This is a genomic window from Streptomyces sp. SDT5-1 (assembly GCF_052245995.1).
Taxonomy (GTDB): Bacteria; Actinomycetota; Actinomycetes; order Streptomycetales; family Streptomycetaceae; genus Streptomyces.
Genome location: NZ_CM125963.1, coordinates 5,387,372 through 5,408,241, shown reverse-complemented (window position 1 = coordinate 5,408,241; position 20,870 = coordinate 5,387,372). Strand labels below are relative to the sequence as shown.

Here is a 20,870-nt window from a genome sequence, read left to right as displayed (position 1 = left end):
CTACGCTTTCCGCATGACGACTGCTGAACTGCTCGATGCCGCCCTCGTCGAGGAGGCCACGAAGAAGTCCGGGCTGATCTGGGTGCGCGGCGAGCGCGGCGTGGAGCGGGCGCTGTGGCACGTGTGGCACGAGGGGGCGGCCTGCCTCGTCGGCGACGGCCCCGGCGAGCAGCCGCTGCCGGACCTCGTCGACGGGAGCGCGGCGCTCGTCACCGTCCGCAGCAAGGACAAGGGCGGTCGGCTCGTCGGATGGCATGCGAGGGTCGTCGAGCTCGCGCCGGGCAGCGAGGCGTACGAGGCGGCGGTCGGGGAGCTGAAGGGCAAGCGGCTCAACGCGCCGGACGCGGACACGATGCTCGAGCGCTGGGCCCGGGAGTGCCGGGTGGTGCGGCTCGAGCCCTCGGCCGAGGCCGTGGAGCCGGCGTCGGACGGCTCGCTGGCCGCGGTCCCGATGGGGTCGCCGGCCACGACGCGCAACGCGGTTCCGGCCGGGCTGCCCAAGCTGCTGCGCCGTCGGCGCTGACGCCTCGGGGCGCCGCCCCGGATCAGTTCGGCAGGGACTGGCCGTAGTCGACGGTTTCGGTCGACTTGGGTTCGGTGAGGGGGAAGTCCTTGCCCCAGTCGGTGAGGCGGATCGTGCCCGCGCCGCCGGCCCGCTCCAGACGCATCGGGTACGCGCTGCCCTCCAGGGAGACGTCGAGCGTGCCGCCCGCGCCCTTGGAGCCCGTCAGCGCGATCGTGCGGACGCCGCCCGCCGTGCCGCGCTCGCCCTTCGCGAGGGTGCCGTGCAGCGAGAGCAGGCCGTCGAGCAGCACGCCCTTGTCGGTGAACGTGCTCAGCCGCTGGTAGGCCGGGTCGCCCTTGGGCACCTTCACGTACTTGCCGTCGAGCTTCTGCGCGGCGTCGCCCGCCCCGTGCCCGCCCTTGCCGTCCTCGGAGTGCGTCCAGAACCCGGCATCGGCCTTGAGGTAGAGATGGTCGCCGACCCGCAGCAGCCGGAACGTGTCGCCGTCGGTGCTCACCGATCCGGACCCGCCGTCGGCCTTCAGGCGCATGTCCAGCTTGTACGTCTTCTTGTTGACGACCACCGTGCCGTCGAGGTGCACCGCGTCGGCGCCGCGCGCGGCCGTGACCGTACGGGACTGGATCTTGGCCGGCGTCAGTTTGCCGACCCCGTTCGTCCCCGCGTCCGGATCCTCCTCGCCGCACGCCGCGAGTCCCCCCGCCAGTCCCGCGCACATCACACCCACCAGGAGGGTCCTGCGGCTACGGCTGGTGAGGGGGCGCGGGGTCACGGGCGGACTACCTCTCGTACGGCAGCGGGGTGCGGGCAGGTACGGCAGCGTACCCCTGCGATCTGCGGTTACCCGTCCAGGTCCGGTGGCCGCCGCGCAAAGGCGCGCGGAACGGCGAGGGGCTAGCCTGAACCACGAATTGCCCGCATTTCCGGACGAAGGCGAACGAAGGAGGCACGAGACGGTATGGCTGGAGGCGCTCCCCGGATCTTCGTCTCGCACCTCTCCGGCATCGCCGTCTTCGATCCGAACGGCGATCAGGTGGGGCGGGTCCGCGATCTTGTGGCGATGTTGCGCACGAGCCGCAGACCGCCGCGGCTGCTCGGGCTCGTCGTCGAGCTGTCGACGCGGCGCCGGATCTTCCTGCCGATGACCCGTGTGACCGGCATCGAGTCCGGCCAGGTGATCACCACGGGCGTCCTGAACGTGCGGCGCTTCGAGCAGCGGCCCACCGAACGGCTCGTCCTCGGCGAGATGCTCGACCGACGCGTGCGGCTCGTGGAGACCGGCGAGGAGGTCACCGTCCTCGACGTCTCCATCCAGCAGCTGCCGGCGCGCCGCGACTGGGAGATCGACCGGGTGTTCGTACGGAAGAGCTCCGCCAAGCGGGGCGCGTTCCGGCGCGCCAAGGGAGAGGCGATCACGGTCGACTGGTCGGGCGTCGACGGATTCTCCCTGGAGGAGCACGGGCAGGGCGCCGAGAGCCTGCTCGCGACGTTCGAGCAGCTGCGCCCCGCCGACCTCGCGAACGTGCTGCACCACCTCTCCCCCAAGCGCCGCGCGGAGGTCGCCGCCGCGCTCACGAACGAGCGGCTCGCCGACGTCCTGGAGGAGCTGCCCGAGGACGACCAGATCGAGGTGCTCGGCAAGCTGAAGGAGGAGCGGGCCGCCGACGTCCTGGAGGAGATGGACCCGGACGACGCCGCCGACCTCCTCGGCGAGCTCCCCGAGGAGGACAAGGAACGCCTCCTCGACCTGATGAAGCCCAGCGAGGCGGCCGACGTGCGGCGCCTGATGGCGTACGAGGACAGGACCGCGGGCGGTCTGATGACGACCGAGCCGATCGTGCTGCGCCCCGACTCGACCGTCGCCGACGCCCTCGCCCGGATCCGCAACCCCGACCTGTCCCCCGCCCTCGCCGCGCAGGTGTACGTCTGCCGGCCGCCGGACGAGACGCCGACCGGCAAGTACCTCGGCACGATCCACTTCCAGCGGCTGCTCCGCGACCCGCCGTACACGATGGTCAGCTCGATCCTCGACGAGGACCTCCAGGCCCTCACCCCGGAGGCGCAACTGCCGGAGATCGCCGGGTTCTTCGCGACGTACGACATGGTGGCCGCGCCCGTCGTCGACGACAGCGGCTCGCTGCTCGGCGCCGTGACCGTGGACGACGTCCTCGACCACATGCTCCCCGAGGACTGGCGCGAGCAGGAATTCCACCTGGCGGGGGAGGTGAACCATGCCGACTGAGGAACGGGAACGGGAGGCCGCGCGGCGGCCGCGCATCCGGCTCGACCAGCCGCGCGCGCCGCGTCGCAAGCTGCTGCCCGACTACGACCCCGAGGCCTTCGGCAGGCTCTCCGAGCGGATCGCACGCTTCCTGGGCACGGGCCGGTTCATCGTCTGGATGACGGTGATCATCATCGTGTGGGTGACGTGGAACATCGTCGCCCCGCCCGATCTGCGCTTCGACGAGTACCCGTTCATCTTCCTGACCCTGATGCTGTCCCTCCAGGCCTCGTACGCCGCCCCGCTGATCCTGCTCGCGCAGAACCGGCAGGACGACCGCGACCGGGTCAACCTCGAACAGGACCGCAAGCAGAACGAGCGCTCCATCGCCGACACCGAGTATCTGAGCCGCGAGGTGGCGGCCCTGCGGATCGGGCTCGGCGAGGTCGCGACGCGCGACTGGATCCGCTCCGAGCTGCAGGACCTCCTCAAGGAACTGGAGGAGCAGCGGCAGTCGGAGCCGCGCTCCGGCGTATTCCCCGCCGAGCGCGAGCGGGGACGTGACGTAGACGACCGCTGACGGGGCTTTCCGGGTGTGGGTTACCCCGCCGTAGACTCGGGTGCATGGCTACGGAAGACGCGGTGCGCGAGGCACTCGCGACAGTGAACGACCCCGAGATCCACCGTCCCATCACCGAATTGGGGATGGTCAAATCGGTGGACATCGGTGCGGACGGAGTCGTCGCGGTCACCGTGTATCTGACCGTCTCCGGCTGCCCGATGCGCTCGACCATCGAGAACAACGTGCGGGAGGCCGTCGCCCGCGTCGAGGGCGTGACCGATGTGCAGGTCACGCTCGACGTGATGAGCGACGAGCAGCGCAAGGAGCTGGCGAGCGCGCTGCGCGGCGGCACCGCCGAGCGCGAGGTCCCGTTCGCCAAGCCGGGCTCGCTGACCCGCGTGTACGCGGTGGCCTCCGGCAAGGGCGGCGTCGGCAAGTCCTCGGTGACCGTGAACCTGGCGGCGGCGATGGCGGCCGATGGACTGAAGGTCGGCGTCGTCGACGCCGACATCTACGGGCACAGCGTCCCGCGCATGCTGGGCGCCGACGGAAAGCCCACCCAGGTCGAGGACATGATCATGCCGCCGTCGGCGAACGGCGTGAAGGTCATCTCGATCGGCATGTTCACGCCGGGCAACGCGCCGGTCGTGTGGCGCGGCCCGATGCTGCACCGCGCGCTCCAGCAGTTCCTCGCGGACGTGTTCTGGGGCGACCTGGACGTGCTCCTGCTCGACCTGCCGCCCGGCACCGGCGACATCGCCATCTCCATCGCCCAGCTGGTCCCGAACGCGGAGATCCTGGTCGTGACGACGCCGCAGCAGGCCGCGGCCGAGGTGGCCGAGCGGGCCGGTTCGATCGCCGTGCAGACGCACCAGAAGATCGTCGGCGTCGTCGAGAACATGTCCGGGCTGCCCTGCCCGCACTGCGGCGAGATGGTCGACGTCTTCGGCACGGGCGGCGGCAAGCTGGTCGCCGAGGGCCTCACCAAGACCACGGGCGCGACCGTGCCGGTGCTCGGCTCCATCCCCATCGACGTACGCCTGCGCGAGGGCGGCGACGAGGGCAAGCCGGTCGTCCTGACCGACCCGGACTCCCCCGCGGGCTCGGCGCTGCGCGGCATCGCGAGCAAGCTCGGCGGGCGCGAGCGCGGCCTGTCCGGCATGTCGCTCGGGATCACGCCGCGCAACAAGTTCTGAGCCGCTGACACGAGAACGGCGGGCCGCCCGGTGTGGGCGGCCCGCCGTTCGTCGTCACTCCTCCGGTTCGAGCGCCGTGATGTCCTTCACGACGGAGAACCCGAGCCCGTACGCACTCATGCCGCGCCCGTACGCGCCCAGGTGCACGCCCGCCTCCGTGGAGCCCGCGAGCACCCAGCCGTACTCGGACTCCCGGTAGTGGAACGGGGTGGGCACCCCGTCCACCGGCAGCGTCAGCGTCGCCCAGTCGTCGGAGCCGAGGTCGTCGGCGAGCACCCATGCCGTCTCGGTCTGCTGCTCCAGCCAGTCGTCGCGCAGCGTGTGGTCCATCTGTACGGGCCACGTGTACGAGAGCAGTCCGACGCCGGCGAGCCAGGCCGCCGACGACACGGACGTGGCCTCCAGGACGCCGGTGCCGTCCGCGGTGCGCCGCACCGGGTTGGCCGCGACGGTCACCACGACCGCGAACCGCTCGCTGTCCTCCGTGAGCTCCGTGCGGACCGAGGGCTCGTCACCGTGCCCGAGCGAACCGTGCTCGACGGAACCGTCCGCCGTGGTGCCGACCTGCATCAGCCAGCGCGGCCCCGTGAAGGCCTCGTCGAGGCCGTACCACGGGAAGGGCGCCAGCAGGTAGCCGTCGACCGTGCGCCGGGCCGTGGCGGCCTGATCGGCCCCCTCGGTGTCCGGCGCCTGCGCGCCCACCCGACTCGTCGTCTCCATGTACCCGGCCGCCTCCTCGCTCAGTTACGGACCGGAGCGGCCCGCCCCCCTCGGGCGTCCTCACGTCCGGTCCGCGCAGCAACAACAAGGCAGGATGCCACACCGGGTCCCGGAGGCCCGGTTTCGTCGGGTGTGGAGCGGGTCGCAAGTGCGACGAATCGGGTCATCGACCCGACGGGTTCAGGTCGCGTCGGCGTCGTACGGAGGCGGCTCGACGGCCGGCTTCTCGGGGCGCTTGCGCATGTCGACCTCGGGGCGCTTCTCCATGTCGACACGGCCGCCCGCGCTGCCGCCCGCGGAGCCGGACGAGCCCGAGTCCTCCAGCTCGCCCACGGTGTGCACGGCGTCGGAGACCTCGGCCATCTCCTTCTTCAGGTCGAAGCCGTTGCGGATCTCCTTGAGCCCCAGCTCGTCGCTGTCCAGCTGCTTGCGGATGAACGTCTTGGGGTTCAGGTCCTCGAACTCGAAGTCCTTGAACTCGGGACCCAGTTCGTCACGAATGTCCTGCTTGGCGCTGTCCGAGAACTGACGGATCTTCCGGATGGTGCGCGAGACGTCCTGAATGACCTTGGGGAGCTTGTCGGGGCCGAACACGAGCACGGCCAGCACGACCAGCGTCACGACCTCCAGTGGGCCAATGTCGTTGAACACCTTGCACTCCTAGCGCGTCCTCGGCCCGCGGTCGGTGATCAGCAGCAGGTCTTCGGCAGGGTCCGGCAGCGGACCGGGTCCACGGTACCCGCCCCACCTGTCCATCCGGTAGCCACCGGGAGACGAGCGCGGTCGGACCTCGACACGGAAACGGTCAGCTTCCGTCGGCGGAACCGAGGACGAGTGACATCTTCCGTTCCTTTCCGTCCCGTTCGACCGTGAGGACCAGTTTGTCCTGGGGGCGGTGGGTGCGGATCTTGACGATCAGCTCCTTGCCCGAGTGCACGCGGACACCGTCGACCTCGGTGATCACGTCGCCCGATCCGATGCCCGCCTCGGCGCCGGGGCCGCCGGGGGTGACGGCGGGCCCGCCGTCGTTGCCCTTCGTGCCGACGCGGGCGCCGTCGCCCGAGAAGTCCATGTCGAGGGTGACGCCGATCACCGGGTGGGTGGCCCTGCCGGTGTTGATCAGTTCCTCCGCGACGCGCTTCGCCTGGTTGACCGGGATCGCGAAGCCGAGGCCGATCGAGCCCGACTGGCCCTCGGTCAGCTCCGTGCTGCCGCTGTCGGCCGAGCGGATCGCGCTGTTGATGCCGATGACGCGGGCCTTGGTGTCGACGAGCGGGCCGCCGGAGTTGCCGGGGTTGATGGGGGCGTCGGTCTGGAGCGCGTCGACGTAGCTGACGTCGCTTCCGTCGCCCTTCTCGCCGCCCGCCGTGATGGGGCGGCCCTTGGCGCTGATGATGCCGGAGGTGACCGTGTTGGCCAGGTCGAAGGGGGCGCCGACGGCCACGACGGGGTCGCCGACCTGGACGTTCTCGGAGTTGCCGAGGGGCAGCGGCCTGAGCCCGTGGACGCCGGTCACCTTGATCACGGCGAGGTCGTACCCGCTGTCGCGCCCCACGAGATCGGCGGTCGCGCTCTCCCCCGTGGAGAACGTGACCGATATCTCACCGCGGGAACCGGACGGGGAGACCACGTGGTTGTTCGTCAGGATGTGGCCCTGGTCGTCGAGTACGAAGCCGGTGCCCGTGCCGTCGTCGTCCGCGGCGCCCGCGGTGTGGATGGTGACGACGCCGGGCACGGTGCGCACGGCGATCCCCGCCACGGTGCCGGGTGCCCGGTGCTTCGACTCGATCCCCGCCTGCGACAGCTCGATCCGGGCGCCCACCCCGCTCCGCTCCATGAGGGCCCCGGTGACCCCACCGATGCCTCCGGCCACGAGCGCGACGACGACCCCGGCGACGATCAGCTTGCGGCGGGTGGGGCGGGGGCCGTCGGGCGTCGAGGGCGGCGTCGGAGCGGACGCCGCCACGCCGTCACCCGCCGCACCGCCGGAGGCCAACTCGTCCATGTACCGCCGCTCCCCACGCCCGGCCCACGGCACCGCACCGCGGGCTCCGAGGGCGCCGCGACCCGGATCAGCCCCCGACGCAGCGCCTCACCTGGATTCAACCAGGTTCGTCAGCGCACCGACGAGGGCCGGGAGGACGCGGTCGGCGACGCCGCGGCGGTGGCGGACAGCCCGCCCCCGTCTCCGTCGGACGACGAGACCCACGGCGCGACGGAGACCGCCGCCGCGGGACGTATCAGCGGCGACATCCTGGCCGCCCCGGCCAGCAACGGCGTGGCGAACGGATAGTCGACGCTCTCCGCGTGCCCGCCGCCCGGCAGCAGCGGCGCACCCGCCCGCGTGGGCGACACCGGCGCCGCGAGGGCGCCCCCGCGCTGGCCGAGCGCCGAGGCACCCGACGACCTGCGCCGCTGCGCGTCCGCCACGGCCGAGGCCCCGGCCGGCTGGCTCCGCAGCGGAGTGATGTTGCTTCCGGAACCGCCACCGCGCGCGTCGGCCCCGTCGACCGGCGTCACGGTCGTGACCCCGCCGAGCGCGATCGCGGCGAGCGACACCGCCCCGGCGGCGGCGAACGCGAAGCGCCGGGAGCGCGAACCCCGGTCGCCGTCGGAGCGCCCCACCTCATGGATGCGGAACCCGCGCTGGTCGCTGGGCATGACGGCGGCGTGCGCGCCGGACGGCGCGTAGCCGAACGGCTCCGCGTCTACGTCGAAGACTCCCTGGCCGAAGCCCCGGACTCCGCCGAGGGGCCGACCGCTGCCGAATCCGCCTCCCCCGAACGGTGGCGTGCCACCGTCGGAGTCACCTCCCGCGGGCAGCCCCTGGAGGCGGGCGAGAAAGCTCTCGGACGGCGGCGGGGGCGCCGCCTGGGCGAAGACGCTCTTGAGACGCCGCTGGGCGTCGGCCTCGGCCTTGCACTTGGCGCAGGTCGCCAGGTGCGCGAGGACGCGCTCACGGGCGTCGTGGTCCAGCTCGCCGTCGACCAGGGCGGCCAGCCTGTCCCCCAGATGTTCGTCGGCCGCGGTCGTGTGGCGCTCGGCAGGATTGAGACGTGATCCACTCACGCGGTCGCGCCCCCTCCTCCAAGGACGGGGAAGGCGCCCGTCCCACAGGCCTCGGCGAGCGTGCGGCGCTCCTTGCGGGCCTCGGGCGAGCGGTGCTGCAGCGCCTTGCGCAGCTGCGAGCGGCCGCGGTGGATCCGGCTGCGGACCGTGCCGAGCTTCACGCCGAGGGTGGCGGCGATCTCCTCGTAGGAGAGCCCCTCGATGTCGCACAGGACGACGGCGGCGCGGAACTCGGGCGCGAGGGTGTCCAGGGCCTGCTGCACGTCGGCGTCGAAGTGCGCGTCGTTGAAGACCTGCTGCGGCGACGGCTCTCTGCTGGGCAGCCGCTCGGCCGCGTCGTCGCCGAGCGCGTCGAAGCGGATGCGCTGCTTGCGGCGGACCATGTCGAGGAACAGGTTCGTGGTGATGCGGTGCAGCCAGCCCTCGAAGGTGCCCGGCGTGTACGTCGACAGCGAACGGAAGACACGGACGAAGACCTCCTGCGTGAGGTCCTCGGCGTCGTGCTGGTTTCCCGTCAGGCGGTAGGCGAGCCGGTAGACGCGGCCACTGTGCGTGCTGACGATCTCCTCCCAGGAAGGGGGAGTCCACGCCTGTGATTCCGCATCGGCGGCAAAGGTCGCGGTCTGCGCGGAGTCAGTGGTGCGGATTCGGTCAGCGGTGTCGGTCACGGATTTCGGCTCACCCGCCGACCTGAGAAGACGCCGCAGCGCCCCTCTCCGATCCACAGGCGCAGCCGCACCTCCCCTATCGGCTCTGGTGGTGTCCAGTGGAGCACCTACCATAACCACTCCGTCCGTTAGCTCCGGATAAGCGTTTTTACTCAGATTTGCCGGTGGCCCCGAGGCCGTCTCCCGCACGGCTGTCGCCATCCCGCTCACCCCCGCATTCCCCCGAATCCAGCCTGCTCCGTCCCCCTGCCCCTTCAAACGCGCGGTCCCATCTGCGAGTTCCCGCCACCAACGGATAAAGTCACGCGCAGGCATCCACGGGGACGGGAGAGGGCCATTACCGGCAACCGGCAGACGAGTTGGGCGTTCGCCGACGCCTTTGTCGCCGAGGACGACGCGACTCGCTGGGCTCGTGACCGGGCTCGCGAGGCAGGGCTGTACCCCGTGTCCCCCGGCGCGGGCGCGACGCTCGGGATGCTCGCTGCCACGGTGGGGGCGAAGGCCGTCGCCGAGATCGGTACGGGCACGGGCGTGTCCGGAATCCATCTGCTGCACGGAATGCGGCCCGACGGCGTGCTGACCACGGTCGATCCGGAGCCGGAGCGGCAGCAGTTCGCGCGGCAGGCCTTCCGCGCGGCCGGCTTCGCCAGCAACCGGGCCAGGTTCATCCCCGGGCGCGCCCTCGAGGTGCTGCCGCGGCTCGCGGACAGCGGGTACGACCTGGTGTTCTGCGACGGCGACCGGATGGAGTGCCTCGACTACCTCGCTGAATCGTTGCGCCTGCTGCGGCCCGGCGGACTGGTCGTCTTCCAGGGGGTCCTCGCCGAGGGCCGGACCGTCGACGCGGGTCCGCAGCCGGTGGAGGTCGTACGGCTGCGCGAGCTGCTGCGGGCCGTGCGGGAGAGCCCCGAGCTGGTGGCGTCGGTGCTGCCGGTCGGCGACGGGCTGCTGTCGGCCGTCAAGCGCTGAGGTCGTACGACCTGCTGAGGCCCGTACGACCTGCTGAGGCCCGTACGACCTGCTGAGGCCCGTACGACCTGGGGGAATGCCCGGTCCGGCCCCCATGCACGACCGCCCCGGCACCGGATGTGTGCCAGGGCGGTCGAAAAGGTAGGGTCGCTTCCGCGTCAGCCGACGACCTTCTTCAGTTCGTCACCGAGGGCACTTGCCTCGTCCGGCGTCAGCTCGACAACGAGCCGACCGCCGCCTTCGAGCGGAACGCGCATGACGATGCCCCGCCCCTCCTTGGTCACCTCGAGCGGGCCGTCACCCGTCCGCGGCTTCATGGCCGCCATGCTCGTTCCCCTTCCTGAAACCAGCTCATCGTCAGCCGACGGCCCTCTGGGTGGGCACACGTCACCGGCATCGAACACATTGCTTCCAGGCCATTATCCCGCATCGCGGGACCCGATGACCAACATCGGTCTGCATCGCTTGCGCAACGCGCTCGACCAAAACCACTCAATTCGGGGATCCGACTGCGATACTGCGCCATCTTCGGACCCAGGCCGACGCGAATTCGTTAGACGCAGGTCACATGCCGAGGGCGTTCCATGGCTCGTGATCTCCGTCATGCTGAGCACGGACGACTGAGCGACCGCATAGGAGGAGTCCCATGGCCGACACCGTGCTCTACGAGGTGAGCGACGGGCTCGCGACGATCACGCTGAACCGCCCCGAGGCGATGAACGCGATGAACACCGAGGCCAAGGTCGCTCTCCGCGACGCGGTGCAGGCGGCCGCCGCCGACGAGGCGGTACGGGCGGTGCTGCTCACGGCGGCAGGCGACCGGGCGTTCTGCGTGGGCCAGGACCTCAAGGAGCACGTCGGCTCGCTCCTGGCGGACAAGGAGTCCGGCGAGGGCCGCACCATGAGCACCGTGCGCGAGCACTACAACCCGATCGTGCGGGCCCTGACCCAGATGCCGAAGCCCGTGGTGGCGGCGGTGAACGGCGTGGCGGCGGGCGCCGGATTCGGCTTCGCGCTCTGCGCCGACTACCGGATCGTGGCGGACTCCGCGTCCTTCAACACCTCGTTCGCGGGCGTGGCGCTCACCGCGGACTCCGGCGTCTCGTGGACGCTGCCGCGTCTGATCGGCCCCGGCCGCGCCGCCGACCTGCTGCTCTTCCCGCGCTCCCTGAAGGCGCAGGAGGCGTACGAGCTGGGGATCGCGAACCGGGTCGTGCCGTCGGCCGAACTCGCCGACGAGGCACTGAAGCTGGCCCGCACCCTGGCCGAGGGGCCGACCGTCGCGTACGCCGCGCTGAAGGAGTCCCTTGCGTTCGCCGGGGACCACTCCCTGGACGAGGCGCTCGACAAGGAGGACGAGCTCCAGACCCGGGCCGGCGCTTCCGAGGACCACACGATCGCGGTGCAGGCCTTCATCGCCAAGGAGAAGCCGAAGTACCTGGGCCGCTGAGGCGCCGCACCCTCAGCGGGTGCGGGCGACGCAGTCCGCCAAGTGGTCGTTCACGAGGCCGCACGCCTGCATCAGCGCGTAGGCCGTCGTCGGGCCCACGAAGCGCAGGCCGCGCTTCTTCAGTTCCTTGGACAGCGCCGTCGACTCGTCGGTGATCGCCGCGACGTCGCCGATCACCTTCGGGGCCGGGCGGGTCGCGGCGTCCGGCGCGAACGACCAGATCAGCTTGTCGAGCTCGCCGGGCGCCCAGTCGACGAGCACGCGCGCGTTCGCGAGCGTGGCGTCGACCTTGGCGCGGTTGCGGATGATGCCGGGGTCGGCCAGCAGGCGCTCGCGGTCGGCGTCGGTGAAGGCCGCGACGTCCGCGATCCTGAAGCCGGAGAACGCGGCGCGGAAGCCCTCGCGGCGCCGCAGGATCGTGATCCAGGAGAGCCCGGACTGGAACGCCTCCAGGCTCAGCCGCTCGAACAGCGCGTCGTCCCCGTGGACGGGGCGGCCCCACTCCCCGTCGTGGTACGCGACGTAGTCCTCGCTCGACAGGCCCCAGGGGCAGCGCGGCTGTCCGTCGGGGCCCGGGAGGGCGCCCCCTGTCTTTTCCTCGGTCATCGGTGGTCCTCCCCCGTGCCGTACCCGAACCCGAAGTCCCCGGGCGGCGCGTAGCCCGTGTCCTGGCCGAGGTCGGGCCGCTGCGGGCCCGGCCGGGCGTGCGCCGAGGCGAGGGCGGCCTCCAGCTCCGTGATGCGGGCGTCCCGCTCGGCGAGCTCGGCCCCCAGGCGGTTCAGCGCGTCGTCCACCTCCGCCATCCGGTACCCGCGCACCGCGAGGGGCAGCCGGAGCGCCTCCAGGTCGGTGGGGGCCAGCGGGCGGTCGGGCGGCAGCGGGTCCGCGTAGAACTGGGACGGCTCGTCGCGCAGCGTGCCGCTGTCGCCGCCGCCGATGACCGCGAAGGTCACCGCGGCGATCACCACGACCAGCGCGGCGACCAGAAACAAGAACATGACCATGTCTGCCGTCCCCTGAGCTCGTGCGGGCCGTGCGGCCCTCAACGTCAGGCTTCGATCGTGCCATGCCGCACCGACAGTTAAGGTCGCAGACGACGTTCACGCCGGTACGAGAAGGAGAGTCACAGGGGATGCTCAGGCTGGGCCAGCACGAATTCGGTGCGCACGAGCCGGTGATCATGGCGATCGTGAACCGGACCCCGGACTCCTTCTACGACCAGGGCGCCACCTTCCGCGACGAGCCCGCGCTCGCCCGCGTCGAGCAGGCGGTGTCCGAGGGCGCCATGATCGTCGACATCGGCGGCGTGAAGGCCGGGCCCGGCGAGGAGGTCAGCGCCGAGGAGGAGGCGCGACGCACGGTCGGCTTCGTCGCCGAGGTGCGGCGGCGCTTCCCCGACGTGATCATCAGCGTCGACACGTGGCGGCACGAGGTCGGCGACGCCGTCTGCGAGGCGGGCGCGGATCTGCTCAACGACGCGTGGGGCGGCGTCGACCCGAAGCTCGCGGAGGTCGCGGCGCGCCACAAGGTGGGCATCGTCTGCACGCACGCGGGCGGCGCCGAGCCCCGCACGCGCCCGCACCGGGTGACGTACGACGACGTGATGGCGGACATCCTGGACGTCACGGTGACGTACGCGGAGCGGGCCGTCGCCCTCGGGGTGCCGCGCGAGTCGGTGCTGATCGACCCCGGTCACGACTTCGGGAAGAACACGCGGCACTCCCTGGAGGCGACGCGGCGGCTTCCCGAGATGGTCGAGACGGGGTGGCCGGTGCTGGTCTCCCTGTCCAACAAGGACTTCGTCGGCGAGACGCTCGACAAGCCGGTCAAGGAGCGGGTCATCGGAACCCTCGCGACGACCGCGGTCTCCGCGTGGCTCGGCGCGCAGGTCTACCGGGTGCACGAGGTCGCCGAGACGCGCCAGGTGCTCGACATGGTGTCGTCCATCGCGGGCCACAGGCCCCCGGCGGTCGCCCGCCGGGGACTCGCGTAACAGCCCGGCTCTACTTGCCGGTCTCCTTCGTCACCAGCGTGATCGCCTCTTCCACGTCGTCCGTGACGTGGAAGAGCAGCAGGTCGGCCTCGCCCGCCTTGCCCTGGGCGATCACCGTGTTCTTGAGCCAGTCGACCAGTCCGCTCCAGTACTGCGTGCCGAAGAGGACGATCGGGAAGCGCGTCACCTTCCTGGTCTGCACAAGGGTGAGCGCCTCGAAGAGTTCGTCGAGGGTGCCGAGGCCGCCGGGCAGCACCACGAACCCCTGCGCGTACTTCACGAACATCGTCTTCCGTACGAAGAAGTAGCGGAAGTTCAGGCCGAGGTCGACGTACGGATTGAGGCCCTGCTCGAAGGGCAGCTCGATGCCGAGGCCCACGGAGGTGCCCTTGGCCTCCACGGCGCCCTGGTTCGCCGCCTGCATGGCGCCGGGGCCGCCGCCGGTGATCACCGCGAAGCCGGCCTCCACCAGCGCCCTGCCGATGGCGACGCCCGCCTCGTACTCCGGGGAGTTCTCCGGGGTACGGGCCGAGCCGAACACGCTGATCGCGGGCGGCAGTTCGGCGAGCGTGCCGAAGCCCTCGATGAACTCCGACTGGATGCGCAGGACTCGCCAGGGATCCGTGTGCACCCACTCGGAGGGGCCCTCGGTGTCGAGCAGACGCTGGTCGGTCGTCCCCGGCTGCACCTGGTCGCGGCGGCGGACCACCGGGCCGAGGCGCTGCTCCTTGGGATGCCGCTTGCCCTCGGGTGTGCTCATCGTCTGCTCCCTTCCGCGCAAAAAATCACGCCGTTACGTGGAGCAAGAGTAGGTCTACGCGGGTTACCCGCGCGGGACCTCGGGGTTTCACGCAGTGGTGAGCCAGGCGGCGAGGCGCTTCTCGCCCTCCAGGATGAGCGAGGTCTCGACCCGCTCGTCGATCTTGTGGGCGAAGATCGGGTTGCCGGGCCCGTAGTTCACGGCGGGGACGCCGAGCGCGCTGAAGCGGGAGACGTCGGTCCAGCCGAACTTGGGGCGCACCTCGCCGCCCACGGCGGCCACGAAGGCGGCGGCAGCGGGGTGGTTGAGGCCGGGGCGGGCGCCGCCGGTGTGGTCGTCGACGACGAACTCCTCGATGGGGCAGCCGGCGAAGAAGTCCCGCACGAACTGCTCGGCGTCCTCCATCGACCGGTCCGGCGCATAGCGGAAGTTGACGGTGACGGCGCACTCGTCCGGGATGACGTTCGTGGCGACGCCGCCCTCGATGCGCACCGCGTTGAGGCCCTCGTGGAACTCCAGGCCGTCGACGACCGGCTTGCGCGGCTCGTAGGCGGCAAGGCGCTCCAGGATCGGGGACGCGGCGTGGATCGCGTTGCTGCCCATCCACGCGCGCGCGGAGTGGGCCCGCTCGCCCTTGGTCTTCAGGATGACGCGCAGGGTGCCCTGGCAGCCGCCCTCGACGTCCCCGTTCGTGCCCTCCAGGAGGATCGCGAAGTCGCCCTTCAACCAGTCGGGGTGGGCGTCGGCCACATGCCCCAGACCGTTGAGGTGTGCGGCGACCTCTTCGTTGTCGTAGAAGACGAAGGTGAGGTCGCGGTTGGGCTCGCGGACGGTCTGGGCGATGCGCAGCTGGACCGCGACGCCGGACTTCATGTCGCTGGTGCCGCAGCCCCACAACGTGCCGTTCTCGTCGAGCCGCGAGGGGACGTTGTCGGCGATCGGGACCGTGTCGATGTGGCCCGCGAGGATGATCCGCTCGTCGCGGCCCAGGTTCGTGCGGGCCACGATGTTGTTGCCGTACCGGTCGACCGTGAGGTGCGGCAGCCCGCGCAGGGTCTCCTCGATCGCGTCGGCGAGCTCCTTCTCGCTGCCACTGGGCGAGGGGAAGTCGACGAGCTGCGCCGTGAGGCGGGCGGCGTCCTGCGTGAGGTCAAGGGCGGTGCGGTCCATGGCGCCGAGCCTAATACCCCCGCGTTCACCGTGCGGCAGCTGGAGTGTCAGTGGACTCCAGTACCTTGGACGCGTGCCTGAGCCCCCCACTCTCTTCCGGCGCGGCCGCCTCCTTCGTATCGGCGCGGCCGTCGTCGTGCTGCTCGCGGTGGCCACGTACGTGGCCGTGCAGTACGCCACCGGGGGCCGCGGCAAACCGAGATGCACGGTGGTCTCGGCGAACGGGGACGGGGCGTCGTACTCGTTCACCTCCGAGCAGGCGGTGAACGCGGCGACGATCGCCGCCGTCGGCACCTCGCGCGGCATGCCCGAGCGGGCGGTCACGATCGCCCTCGCGACGGCCCTCCAGGAGTCGGGCCTGCGCAACATCGAGCACGGCGACCGGGACTCGCTCGGGCTGTTCCAGCAGCGGCCCACGAAGGGCTGGGGCACCGCGGAGCAGATCATGGACCCGGCGTACGCGTCGGAGCGGTTCTACGCGCACCTGGAGCAGGTCCCCGGGTACTCGCGGCTGCCGCTGACCGCGGCGGCGCAGCGCGTGCAGCGCAGCGGGTTCCCGCAGGCGTACGCGAAGCACGAGCCGGACGCGACGCTGCTCGCCGCCTCCCTGACGGGGCGCGCCGCGGCGTCGCTCACCTGCGACGGGCGGCCGGGCGGCGCCGAGGCCGGGAAGCCGGGCGACCCCGCGCGCGTACGGGCCGCGCTCGCCCGGGACTTCGGGCGGGACGTGACGCCGCAGGACGGTCCGGGCAAGGGCGCGGTCCGCGTCCCGGTGCCCGCCACGGTCGACTCGGCGGAGGGCGTCGAGCGGCAGCGTGGCTGGGAGCTGGCGCAGTGGGCGGTGGCCAACGCGTCGGCGCTGCGAATCGAGCGGGTGTCGTACGCGGGCCGGGAGTGGACCGCGGGCGAGTCGGACGGCGCGTGGCACAAGGTGCCCTCACAGCGGCGCGGCGGGCGGTCGGGTCCCGCGGCCTCGACGTCCGTCGGCGAGGTCCGCATCGTCACCGGGACGTAGCGCGGACTCACTCGTACGGGTAGGGCGGATCATGCGAGGTGGACGCCCGGCGGGGTCCTTCACAGGGAGTTGCGGATCCGCCCCAAGACCCTTGTGAGCAGGGAGCTGTAAGGGTTCTGCAGTGGTCGACGGGGCGCTCCCTTTGCCCGTTTCTGTCCACAACTGATAATGCGATGCATTGCGAACCCTTTACGTTTCCGACCCGCAACCTTCCCGGGCCCTGGGGCTGTTGTCACGGCGTCCGACCGCCGCACGGCAGCCGGACACCCAACGTCCTCTCCCGTCTAAGGAGCATCATGTCCCTCCCCCTGACCCGCCGGATCGCCCGTGCCGCGCTGCTCGTAGCGGCGGGAGCGGCGCCCGTGGTCGGTGCGGCCGGCTCCGCGAGCGCCGTCGAGCTTCCGGCCACGTCGAACCTGGGCGGTCTGACCGCGCTTGACGGCGCCCACGTGGGCAACACCGTCGACGGTGCGGCGCAGAACGCCACGGGGCTCGCCGGCGACACGGGTGGCAAGGCCGTCAAGAAGGTCGTGCCCGCGGCGGGCAAGGCCGTCGGCAAGGGCGCGAAGACCGCGACGCCCGCCGCGCAGAAGGCCGCGGGCGGCCTGGCCGGCGGCGCGGGTGACGTGGTCGGCGACGCGGCCGGCTCCGCGACCGGCGGCGGCCTCCCCACGAGCACCCTCGGCGGCCTGCCGATCGGCGGCTGACCTAGCCCCCCCCCACGGAAACGGGGTGCCAGGAGCGAAAAGCTCCCGGCACCCCGTTCTTCCGTGTGCCTGAACGCGTCAGGAGAGGCGGGCCACCGCCGCCGCGACCCTGTCGTCCGAGGCCGTCAGGGCCACGCGGACGAACCGGTCACCCGCCTCGCCGTAGAAGTCGCCGGGCGCCACCAGGATGCCCAGCTCGGCCAGGTGGGCGACGGTGTCCCAGCAGGACTCGTCGCGGGTCGCCCACAGGTAGAGGCTGGCCTCGCTGTGCTCGATGCGGAAGCCGTGGGCGAGCAGCGCCGCACGCAGCGCCTCGCGGCGGGCCGCGTACCGCTCCCGCTGCACCCGCACGTGCTCGTCGTCGCCGAGCGCCGCGACGACCGCCGCCTGCGTCGGCGCGGACGTCATCATGCCGCCGTGCTTGCGGATCTGGAGCAGCGGGCCGAGGACGGCGGCGTCACCGGCGATGAACGCCGCGCGGTAGCCCGCCAGGTTCGAGCGCTTCGACAGCGAGTGGACCGCGACCAGGCCGTCGTACGAGCCGCCGTTGACGTCCGGGTGCAGGACCGAGACCGGGTCGGCCTCCCAGCCGAGCTCCAGGTAGCACTCGTCGGAGAAGACCAGGATGTCGTGCGCCCGCGCCCACTCGACGATGCGCTTCAGCTCGTCCTTGCCGAGCACCTTGCCGGTCGGGTTCGACGGCGAGTTGAGCCACAGGAGCTTCAGCCCCTCCGGGTCGAGCTCGGTCGGGTCGTCGTAGACCACGTGGTCCGCGCGGGCGAGGCGCGCGCCCACCTCGTACGTCGGGTAGGCGAGGCGCGGGTAGGCGACCTTGTCGCCGGGGCCCAGGCCCAGCTGCGTCGGGAGCCAGGCCACGAGTTCCTTGGAGCCGACGACCGGCAGCACGTTCGTGTGGTCGAAGTCCCGCGCGCCGAGCCGGCGCTCGCACCAGGAGACCAGCGCGTCGCGCAGCTCGGGGGTGCCCCACACGGTCGGATAGCCCGGCGAGTTCGCGGCGTCGACGAGCGCCTTCTGGATCAGCTCGGGCACCGGGTCGACGGGCGTGCCGACGGAGAGGTCGACGATGCCGTCCGGGTGCGCCGCGGCCGTCTTCTTGTACGGCTCCAGCTTGTCCCAGGGGAACGTGGGGATGCGGTCGATCGGGGCCGGGACTGCGGACACCTGGTCAGCTCACTTCTGTCGCAAGGGACTTTCGTTCGGGATGGACAAATGCCTCGGTCCCGTACGGCAGTCGAGGCCGTACGGGACCGGGGCAGCGCCTGTGCGTACCGCTGAACTCAGCAGCTGCTGGTGCAGTTACTGGTTCTGCGGCGGCAGCGCGGCGATGAAGGGGTGGTCCTTCTCGATCAGGCCCATCTTCGAGGCACCACCGGGCGAACCGAGGTCGTCGAAGAACTCGACGTTCGCCTTGTAGTAGTCCTTCCACTCCTCGGGAGTGTCGTCCTCGTAGAAGATCGCCTCGACCGGGCAGACCGGTTCACAGGCACCACAGTCGACGCATTCGTCCGGGTGGATGTACAAGGACCGGGAGCCCTCGTAGATGCAGTCGACCGGGCACTCCTCGATGCACGCCTTGTCCTTGACGTCGACACAAGGCTGCGCGATGACGTAGGTCACGCTGTCGTTCCTCCTCGATAGGGCGCTGGCGGGCCTCCGCAGGCTCCGCCGCCTGGCGCGCGGGAGCGCGGCGTCGTCGATGCCCGCACCTAGTATCTCCGTTCCTGGGCATGATCCGAACAGGAGGGGTGGGCCGAGCTGTGGAATTCACTGCGGGCGGACGCCTGGAAGTCCGTATTTCAGGCGCTGACGTGGGGAAACGCGTCTCTGTGCGACGGGTGAGCGGGGATGATTCCGCGGGTCGAATTTTCACCGACACCGTCGGGGTTCTCACATCGTGGGACGACGGTGTGCTCCTGATCACACGGAGAAACGGTGAAGGTGTGCGGATCGAGGAGTCCGCGCTGGTCGCGGGGAAGGTCGTGCCCGCCGCGCCGGCCCGTCGGCGCGGTCCATCGGCCACGTATCCGGAGCTCGCGCGCGTCGCGTCGCGGGCCTGGCGGCCGGTCGAGAGCGAGCGGCTCGGCGAGTGGGAACTGCGGGCGGCCGAGGGATTCACGCGGCGCGCCAACTCGGTGCTCCCTCTGGGTGACCCCGGCGTGCCGCTCGACGAGGCGCTGGGCCGCGTACGGGAATGGTACGAGGAGCGGGGGCTGCCCGCGTACGCGCAGACGGCGACCGGGGCCGAGGGGGCGCAGGAGGTGCTCTGCGCCGAGCTCGAGCGGCGCGGGTGGACGCGCGAGGTGAGCGCCGAGCTGCGGATCGCTGCGCTCGCGCCGATCGGCGACGCGCCGGAGGCGCCGCACGTGGTCCTGAGCCGGGAGCCGGACCGGGCGTGGCTCGCGCGGTACCAGCGCAAGGGCGCGAGCGAGGTCGCGCTGAAGGTGCTGTGCGCCGGCCCGTCGGTGTGGTTCGCGACGGTGCCGGGCGACGGCGAGGTGCCCGCGGCGATCGGCCGCTGCGTGGTCGACGGGCGGTGGGCCGGCTTCGCCGCGGTCGAGGTCGACCCCGCTCAGCGGCGCCGCGGCCTCGCCACGGACGTGATGGCGGCGCTGGCCCGGCGGGCGCTCGACGAGGGCGCCTCCGCGGCCTGGCTCCAGGTCGAGGCCGACAACGAGCCCGCCCGCGCCCTCTACAACCGCCTCGGCTTCACGACCCACCACGCCTACCACCACTACCGTGCTCCGGAACGGCACGACGGCTGACACGTCCGGTCCGCACGGTCGGCGAGGCACCACCACAGCAGCGCGCGGCCCGCTACCGTGCTCCCGATCCGCGCGGCCACCCCACGGACCTCCGGCCGGGGGTCCGGGGGTTGCCCCCGGGAGACACGGCACCACTACCGTGCTCCGGAACGGCACGACGGCTGACATTCGGGCGGCGCATGCCGTATCGATCGGTCTGAGAGGGCACGAGGCTCGTATGTCCCCCCACCTTTCCCCCCGCTCCACGGAGCTGCGGCGGCGGTTCGCCGAGGAGGCGCGGGCCGAGCGGCCCGATCTGGCGCAGCTGTGCCTGCTGCTCGCCGCGCAGGGCGATCCGGCGCTCGACGAGGCCGGCATGGACGCCGTGCAGATCGAGCTGGACGAGCTGGCCGGGCGGCTGCCGTACCGGCCGGGTTCGCCGCGCGCCTGGGCCACGGCGTGCGCGGAGCTGCTCGGCGAGCGCGCCGGTTTCCACGGCACGCCGCACGACTACCAGCGCCTGGAGTCCTCGCTCCTGCACGAGGTCGTACGGCGCCGCAGAGGGCTGCCGATCCTGCTGTCGGTGGTCTGGCTGGAGGTGGCGCGGCGGGCCGGGGCACCGGTCAGCGGCGTGGCGCTGCCGGGGCACTTCGTGGTCGGGTTCGGCGGCCTCGACGAGCAGGTGCTCGCCGATCCGTTCGACCGCGGCCGGGTCCTGTCGGGGGCCGACGCCGACATGCTGGTGGCCGGGGCGACCGGCGGCCGGCTCGATCCGTCGATGCTGGTGCCCGCCGATCCGCTGGACGTCGTCCTGCGCATCCTCAACAACATCCGGGCGTGGGCCGCGGCCCGCCCCGAGCGCTCCGACGTGTCGCTGTGGGCCGTGGAGCTGTCGCTGCTGCTGCCCGCCCACCCGGCGCGCCTGCGCTTCGAGCGCGCCCAGCTCCTCGTACGGCGCGGGGAGTTCGTGACCGGCGCGGCGGAGCTGGAGGCGTACGCGGACGTGGTCGGGGCCGTGGACGAGTCGGCGGCGGAGTCGGTGCGCGAGCAGGCCCGTGCGGCCCGCGCGATGCTCAACTGACCCG

At 71.8% G+C, this 20,870-nt stretch carries 23 protein-coding genes and 1 pseudogene; 11 read left to right on the top strand and 13 right to left on the bottom strand.

What is annotated here, in order from left to right; translation table 11 throughout:
* Window positions 1-13: 13 nt before the first annotated feature.
* The gene (locus tag ACTWJ8_RS25090; RefSeq protein ID WP_356374174.1) at window positions 14-523 is read left to right on the top strand and encodes a hypothetical protein; all 510 of its coding nucleotides are present in this window, start codon (window positions 14-16) and stop codon (window positions 521-523) included.
* A gap of 22 nt (window positions 524-545) precedes the next feature.
* Here the strand turns inward: ACTWJ8_RS25090 and ACTWJ8_RS25085 are convergent, their stop codons facing one another.
* Window positions 546-1,241, bottom strand: a complete 696-nt coding sequence (locus ACTWJ8_RS25085; RefSeq protein ID WP_443264988.1) for a hypothetical protein — start codon at window positions 1,239-1,241, stop codon at window positions 546-548.
* A 240-nt stretch (window positions 1,242-1,481) separates the two neighbouring features.
* Between ACTWJ8_RS25085 and ACTWJ8_RS25080 the strand changes: the two genes are divergently transcribed.
* Genes ACTWJ8_RS25080 through ACTWJ8_RS25070 form a run of 3 tightly spaced genes read left to right on the top strand, consistent with a single transcriptional unit; the run spans window position 1,482 to window position 4,502 of the window.
* Window positions 1,482-2,765 carry a magnesium transporter MgtE N-terminal domain-containing protein gene (locus ACTWJ8_RS25080; protein WP_356374176.1) on the top strand — a complete coding sequence of 428 codons (1,284 nt, stop codon included), beginning with the start codon at window positions 1,482-1,484 and terminating at the stop codon, window positions 2,763-2,765.
* A complete protein-coding gene (locus ACTWJ8_RS25075) occupies window positions 2,755-3,324 on the top strand; it encodes a DUF1003 domain-containing protein (protein WP_356374178.1) in 570 nt (189 codons plus the stop codon). The genes ACTWJ8_RS25080 and ACTWJ8_RS25075 overlap by 11 nt, the downstream gene beginning before the upstream one ends.
* Window positions 3,325-3,368: 44 nt before the next feature.
* Entirely contained in the window at window positions 3,369-4,502 is a 1,134-nt protein-coding gene (locus ACTWJ8_RS25070; RefSeq protein ID WP_443260333.1) for an Mrp/NBP35 family ATP-binding protein, read from the top strand.
* 54 nt (window positions 4,503-4,556) lie between these two features.
* Here the strand turns inward: ACTWJ8_RS25070 and ACTWJ8_RS25065 are convergent, their stop codons facing one another.
* The 5 genes and pseudogenes from ACTWJ8_RS25065 to sigE all read right to left on the bottom strand — a co-directional run bounded on the left by ACTWJ8_RS25065 (window position 4,557) and on the right by sigE (window position 9,073).
* Window positions 4,557-5,222 carry a hypothetical protein gene (locus ACTWJ8_RS25065; RefSeq protein WP_356374182.1) on the bottom strand — a complete coding sequence of 222 codons (666 nt, stop codon included), beginning with the start codon at window positions 5,220-5,222 and terminating at the stop codon, window positions 4,557-4,559.
* Between the two features lie 180 nt (window positions 5,223-5,402).
* Window positions 5,403-5,873, bottom strand: coding sequence for a sec-independent translocase (locus ACTWJ8_RS25060; protein ID WP_356374183.1), 471 nt, complete (start codon window positions 5,871-5,873; stop codon window positions 5,403-5,405).
* Between the two features lie 154 nt (window positions 5,874-6,027).
* A pseudogene (locus ACTWJ8_RS25055) lies at window positions 6,028-7,104 on the bottom strand (S1C family serine protease); the annotation flags it as partial.
* Window positions 7,105-7,337: 233 nt separating this feature from the next.
* Window positions 7,338-8,291 carry an anti-sigma factor family protein gene (locus tag ACTWJ8_RS25050; RefSeq protein ID WP_443260332.1) on the bottom strand — a complete coding sequence of 318 codons (954 nt, stop codon included), beginning with the start codon at window positions 8,289-8,291 and terminating at the stop codon, window positions 7,338-7,340.
* On the bottom strand, window positions 8,288-9,073 hold the full coding sequence (gene sigE / locus ACTWJ8_RS25045) for an RNA polymerase sigma factor SigE (protein WP_356374186.1): 786 nt from the start codon (window positions 9,071-9,073) through the stop codon (window positions 8,288-8,290). The genes ACTWJ8_RS25050 and sigE overlap by 4 nt, the downstream gene beginning before the upstream one ends.
* Window positions 9,074-9,229: 156 nt before the next feature.
* On the opposite strand from sigE, the gene ACTWJ8_RS25040 reads away from it, so the two are divergent.
* Window positions 9,230-9,928, top strand: coding sequence for an O-methyltransferase (locus ACTWJ8_RS25040; protein ID WP_356375877.1), 699 nt, complete (start codon window positions 9,230-9,232; stop codon window positions 9,926-9,928).
* A gap of 158 nt (window positions 9,929-10,086) precedes the next feature.
* Here the strand turns inward: ACTWJ8_RS25040 and ACTWJ8_RS25035 are convergent, their stop codons facing one another.
* Complete coding sequence (locus tag ACTWJ8_RS25035) at window positions 10,087-10,254, bottom strand: DUF3117 domain-containing protein (protein ID WP_266713770.1); 168 nt, start codon at window positions 10,252-10,254, stop codon at window positions 10,087-10,089.
* 320 nt (window positions 10,255-10,574) lie between these two features.
* On the opposite strand from ACTWJ8_RS25035, the gene ACTWJ8_RS25030 reads away from it, so the two are divergent.
* Window positions 10,575-11,378 (top strand): enoyl-CoA hydratase/isomerase family protein, encoded by an 804-nt coding sequence (locus ACTWJ8_RS25030; RefSeq protein ID WP_356374189.1) that lies wholly within the window; start codon window positions 10,575-10,577, stop codon window positions 11,376-11,378.
* 12 nt (window positions 11,379-11,390) lie between these two features.
* On the opposite strand, the gene ACTWJ8_RS25025 is transcribed toward ACTWJ8_RS25030, so the two are convergent.
* Window positions 11,391-11,984: a DNA-3-methyladenine glycosylase I gene (locus ACTWJ8_RS25025; RefSeq protein ID WP_356374190.1), complete on the bottom strand. Its 594-nt coding sequence runs from the start codon at window positions 11,982-11,984 to the stop codon at window positions 11,391-11,393.
* Complete coding sequence (locus ACTWJ8_RS25020; RefSeq protein WP_443260331.1) at window positions 11,981-12,382, bottom strand: DivIVA domain-containing protein; 402 nt, start codon at window positions 12,380-12,382, stop codon at window positions 11,981-11,983. Before ACTWJ8_RS25020 ends, ACTWJ8_RS25025 begins: the two co-directional genes overlap by 4 nt.
* 128 nt (window positions 12,383-12,510) lie before the next feature.
* Here ACTWJ8_RS25020 and folP point away from each other — a divergent pair, with 128 nt between their 5' ends.
* Window positions 12,511-13,371 (top strand): dihydropteroate synthase, encoded by an 861-nt coding sequence (gene folP, locus ACTWJ8_RS25015; RefSeq protein ID WP_443260330.1) that lies wholly within the window; start codon window positions 12,511-12,513, stop codon window positions 13,369-13,371.
* Window positions 13,372-13,381: 10 nt separating this feature from the next.
* On the opposite strand, the gene ACTWJ8_RS25010 is transcribed toward folP, so the two are convergent.
* Both ACTWJ8_RS25010 and dapE read right to left on the bottom strand, forming a co-directional pair.
* Window positions 13,382-14,131, bottom strand: coding sequence for a TIGR00730 family Rossman fold protein (locus ACTWJ8_RS25010; protein WP_356374196.1), 750 nt, complete (start codon window positions 14,129-14,131; stop codon window positions 13,382-13,384).
* Window positions 14,132-14,218: 87 nt separating this feature from the next.
* Window positions 14,219-15,301, bottom strand: coding sequence for a succinyl-diaminopimelate desuccinylase (gene dapE / locus ACTWJ8_RS25005; protein WP_443260329.1), 1,083 nt, complete (start codon window positions 15,299-15,301; stop codon window positions 14,219-14,221).
* 73 nt (window positions 15,302-15,374) lie between these two features.
* Between dapE and ACTWJ8_RS25000 the strand changes: the two genes are divergently transcribed.
* Together ACTWJ8_RS25000 and ACTWJ8_RS24995 are read left to right on the top strand one after the other, a co-directional pair.
* A complete protein-coding gene (locus ACTWJ8_RS25000) occupies window positions 15,375-16,316 on the top strand; it encodes a heavy metal transporter (RefSeq protein ID WP_356374200.1) in 942 nt (313 codons plus the stop codon).
* A 296-nt stretch (window positions 16,317-16,612) separates the two neighbouring features.
* Window positions 16,613-17,023: an ATP-binding protein gene (locus tag ACTWJ8_RS24995; RefSeq protein ID WP_356374201.1), complete on the top strand. Its 411-nt coding sequence runs from the start codon at window positions 16,613-16,615 to the stop codon at window positions 17,021-17,023.
* A 78-nt stretch (window positions 17,024-17,101) separates the two neighbouring features.
* On the opposite strand, the gene ACTWJ8_RS24990 is transcribed toward ACTWJ8_RS24995, so the two are convergent.
* Both ACTWJ8_RS24990 and fdxA read right to left on the bottom strand, forming a co-directional pair.
* Entirely contained in the window at window positions 17,102-18,205 is a 1,104-nt protein-coding gene (locus ACTWJ8_RS24990; RefSeq protein ID WP_356374203.1) for a bifunctional succinyldiaminopimelate transaminase/glutamate-prephenate aminotransferase, read from the bottom strand.
* Window positions 18,206-18,340: 135 nt separating this feature from the next.
* Complete coding sequence (fdxA, locus tag ACTWJ8_RS24985; RefSeq protein WP_356374204.1) at window positions 18,341-18,661, bottom strand: ferredoxin; 321 nt, start codon at window positions 18,659-18,661, stop codon at window positions 18,341-18,343.
* 140 nt (window positions 18,662-18,801) lie between these two features.
* Here fdxA and ACTWJ8_RS24980 point away from each other — a divergent pair, with 140 nt between their 5' ends.
* A complete protein-coding gene (locus ACTWJ8_RS24980) occupies window positions 18,802-19,806 on the top strand; it encodes a GNAT family N-acetyltransferase (protein ID WP_443260328.1) in 1,005 nt (334 codons plus the stop codon).
* A gap of 217 nt (window positions 19,807-20,023) precedes the next feature.
* Window positions 20,024-20,866: a transglutaminase-like domain-containing protein gene (locus ACTWJ8_RS24975; protein ID WP_356374208.1), complete on the top strand. Its 843-nt coding sequence runs from the start codon at window positions 20,024-20,026 to the stop codon at window positions 20,864-20,866.
* The last annotated feature ends 4 nt before the right edge of the window (window positions 20,867-20,870 follow it).